This is a genomic window from Chrysiogenia bacterium, assembly GCA_020434085.1.
GTDB lineage: Bacteria > JAGRBM01 > JAGRBM01 > JAGRBM01 > JAGRBM01 > JAGRBM01.
This window is the reverse complement of sequence record JAGRBM010000253.1, coordinates 1-3,470: the sequence shown is the minus strand read 5'-3', so window position 1 is coordinate 3,470 and position 3,470 is coordinate 1. Positions and strand designations below refer to the sequence as shown.

General features: G+C 60.9%; 3 protein-coding genes. 1 reads left to right on the top strand and 2 read right to left on the bottom strand.

Annotated elements, in window-relative coordinates; all coding sequences use genetic code 11:
• Together KDH09_08350 and KDH09_08345 are read right to left on the bottom strand one after the other, a co-directional pair.
• Window positions 1-1,931: EAL domain-containing protein (locus tag KDH09_08350; protein MCB0219688.1), on the bottom strand; the 1,931-nt coding region annotated here is incomplete at its 3' end.
• Window positions 1,932-2,079: 148 nt separating this feature from the next.
• The gene (locus KDH09_08345) at window positions 2,080-2,727 is read right to left on the bottom strand and encodes a sterol desaturase family protein (protein MCB0219687.1); all 648 of its coding nucleotides are present in this window, start codon (window positions 2,725-2,727) and stop codon (window positions 2,080-2,082) included.
• 211 nt (window positions 2,728-2,938) lie between these two features.
• Here KDH09_08345 and KDH09_08340 point away from each other — a divergent pair, with 211 nt between their 5' ends.
• Window positions 2,939-3,301 (top strand): hypothetical protein, encoded by a 363-nt coding sequence (locus KDH09_08340; GenBank protein MCB0219686.1) that lies wholly within the window; start codon window positions 2,939-2,941, stop codon window positions 3,299-3,301.
• Window positions 3,302-3,470: the final 169 nt, after the last annotated feature.

Here is a 3,470-nt window from a genome sequence, read left to right as displayed (position 1 = left end):
GCGATCAGCTCGATGTTCAGCTTGCGCGCCAGGTCCACGATGCTGCGGACGATCTCGGTGCTCTCTCGCCCCTTGCCGAGCTGGCGGATGAAGGACTGGTCAATCTTGAGTTTGTCGACGGGAAGCTGGCGCAGGTAGTTGAGCGAGGAATACCCCGTGCCGAAATCGTCCATGCAGATTTGAACACCCAGTTCCTTGAGCCGTGTCAGGATCTCCGAGGCCCAGGTAAAGTCCTCAATGATGATGCTCTCGGTCACTTCCAGCCCCAGGCGCGTGGGAGCCAGACGCGTCTGTTTGAGCATGCTCCCGATCCACTCGACCAGATCGGGCTCCGCCAGTTGCTTGGCCGAAAGGTTCACCGTCATGGTCAGCGGCAGCGCCTCGCCGTAGAGATCGATCCATTCGACGAGCTGCATGCTCGCCCTCTGCATCATCTTTTTGCCCAGCTCCCCGATCACACCGAGTTCCTCGGCCATCGGAATAAATTCCTCGGGCGCAACGTAGCCGCGCTCGGGGTGACGCCAGCGCGCGAGCGCCTCGAAGGAGGCGAGCTCCCCGGTATCGAGCCGCATGATGGGCTGGTAGTGGGAGGTGAAATCATCGTTCGCCACGGCCGTTCGAAGGTCCATGGCCAGATTCATCCGCGCCACTGCCGCCTCGCGCATGTAGGGCTCGAACACGCGGAAGCGATTGCCGCCGATCGCCTTGGCGCGGTACATCGCCGTATCGGCGTCGCGGATGATTTCCTGCGCATTCTTGTAGTGACTTTCCCCGAGCACGATCCCCACGCTGGTCGAGGCATAGATTTCCTTGCCGTCCAGATGCAGCGGCTCGGCCAGCTTTGCCGCGATGCGGTCGGCCACCTTGCAGGCATCGGTGGGATCGTAGAGTTTCTCGAGCAGGATCACGAATTCGTCGCCGCCAAAGCGCGCGACCTGATCGCCCGGTCGAACGCATTCCTTGAGTACCTGTGCCACCGCAACAAGGAGCTGATCGCCCACGTGGTGTCCGAAGCTGTCGTTGACCATCTTGAAGCGGTCGAGATCGATAAAGAGCAGGCCGTAGGGCGCGTCGCCGCGCTTGCGGTTGGCGTCGATCACTACGCTGAGGCGCTCGATAAACAGCGCCCGGTTGGGCAGGCCCGTCAGCGCATCGTGCACGCCCCGGCGGGTCAGGTCGGTATGGGAGCCCGCAATGCGCGTGGCATGACCGGAGGCATCGCGAATCACCATCCCCCGCGAGAGGATCCAGCGATAACGCCCGTCGCCGCCCATGATGCGGTATTCGCTCTCGAAGAAGGACGTATCGCCTGCGATGTGCGCGTCGAGTTCTGCGCGCACGCGCTCCACATCGTCTTCATGGATACGGTCGAGCCACTCGGACGGCACGGGCCTCAGTGCCCCCTTGTCCATCCCGAGCGTTTCAAGCCACCGGTCAGAGACATAGAAGTCGTCGGTTTCGAGATTCCAGTCCCAGAGCGCATCGTTCGAGCCCCGCGCGGCAAGTGCGTAGCGTTCCTGGCTCTCGCGCAACGCATCGTCGATCCGGTTGCGTTCGATGAGATACTGCAATTGCCGCTCGGCAACACTGATGCGCAGGTCCAGAAACGATGCACTCACCGGCTTGGTGATGTAATCGTCGGCACCGGCATCAAGGCCCTCTCGCAAGTCTTCGGGTTCGCTGCGAGCGGTTACGATCACGATGTAGGCATTGCGGCCTCTGGGATGGGCGCGGATCTTCCGGCACAGCTCAAGCCCCGACATCCCGGGCAGCATCCAGTCGAGCAGCAGCAGTGCCGGACCGTCGGCGACAAAGGCCTCCAGCGCATCTTCGGCGTTCCCGAAGAGCAACACGTCATGGCCGCGCGCCTTGATTACGCGCTCGAACAACAGGCGCGAGGCCTCGTCGTCATCGATGACGAAGGTTTTCACTCCACCAGCTCCACTCAAGCGCCCCCGCTACTTCATATGTATGACATGCCCGCTCGCGCCGCAACCGCCGGCCAAGGCACTGAATTCTCAACAGAAAAAGGCCCCGCTGCCGGGGCCTTTTTCTGTTGTTTCGCTTCTTGCCGTCAGCTCAAACAGCGGCCGCGGCCCGCGGCGCTGCGGCAACCGTTGCCGCGCGCTTCTTCGCCGCGCCCTCGTAGCCCGGGCGCTTTTTCGCCTTGCGTTGCGGCGCCGGTTTCGCGGGCTCGCCCAGCACGGCATTGACGAGGGCCTCGACCGATTTGGGAAGCTTCATCCCCAGCCGGTTGGTTTCGATGGTGCTTTGCCCGGTGGGTTTGCGTGTGCCCATGACGTAGTCGAACCACGGGCGCGTCACGCACCAGTTGGTGTCCTGATTGGCGCCCACGTGGTGGTCGTAGTGCCAGGAAAGATTCTCGCGCGCCCAGTCGGGGTGGAGGTGCGACTTGCGGTGAATGCGCCAGTAATTGAAGGCCCCGTACCACATGGTCATCGTGAAAAAGGGCGCAATCGGGAACAGCGGCGCCATCACGATTGACGATGCGATCAGCGGAAAGGTTTCCGTTCCCTGCTGGTGAAATCCGATCGGAAAGGTTTCGTACATCGGATCGTAAAAATCATTGCGACGCGTATCGCGGTGGTGGATCCAGTGCTGATGCCAGTAGCTCTGCTTGTTGCGACCGATGTCATGGAGCACGTATTTGTGCATGGCCCACTCGGTGGCATTGACGGCAAAGAGTCCGATGGGAATTCCGATCATGGGTCGCTCCTCCAGCGTTGCGGACAGGGCTTCACCCGGCAACGAGGAGAGCCTATCATCACTGGACTGGTTAGTCCAGTCGTTTTCTCAACCCCTCCCATCGCCCACACAATCGGCTATACATGGCCCATACGCGCCTTCAGAGGCAGACTCCCCTCGCCCGCTCCCCACCCAAGAGCAGGCCCGGCGCACACAGCAATGGAGAGTTCCCATGTATTTCGACGATATGACCCCCGAGCAGTTCAAGCAGATGCTGCGAGATGCCATGGCCGAAGTGACCGAGACCAAGCCCATCCGCCTGGGACGAAAGTGGGAAGGTGGAACAGTCATCCTCAAGCCCGCCGACCCCAATATGCAGGCCAAGGAAATCGACATGGACGTCTTTTTCCACAAGGTCGTGATGGTCCGCGACAAGCTGCGCGTGCTCGAACAGAAAGTGAACGCTCACAAAGGTCTCTCGGACGCTGAGAAAGTGGACCTCCAGCAGTACATCACCCGAATGTACGGATCGCTGACCACCTTCAACGTGCTGTTTGCCGACGAGGCCGACAAGTTCAAGGGAAGTGCGAGCTAGCGCCTGTTTTTGGCGGGCGTGAGCTTCTATGATGCAAGCGGTCGGCGGGTAATGGATGGTTTGAATTGAAAACGCTTTCCCTGATTTCCCTGCCAGTGCTTTGTCTGCTCTGCGCTGCTACGAACGCCCGCTCATTCAAGAGCGCCACCCCCACCAATACCTCCGTGCT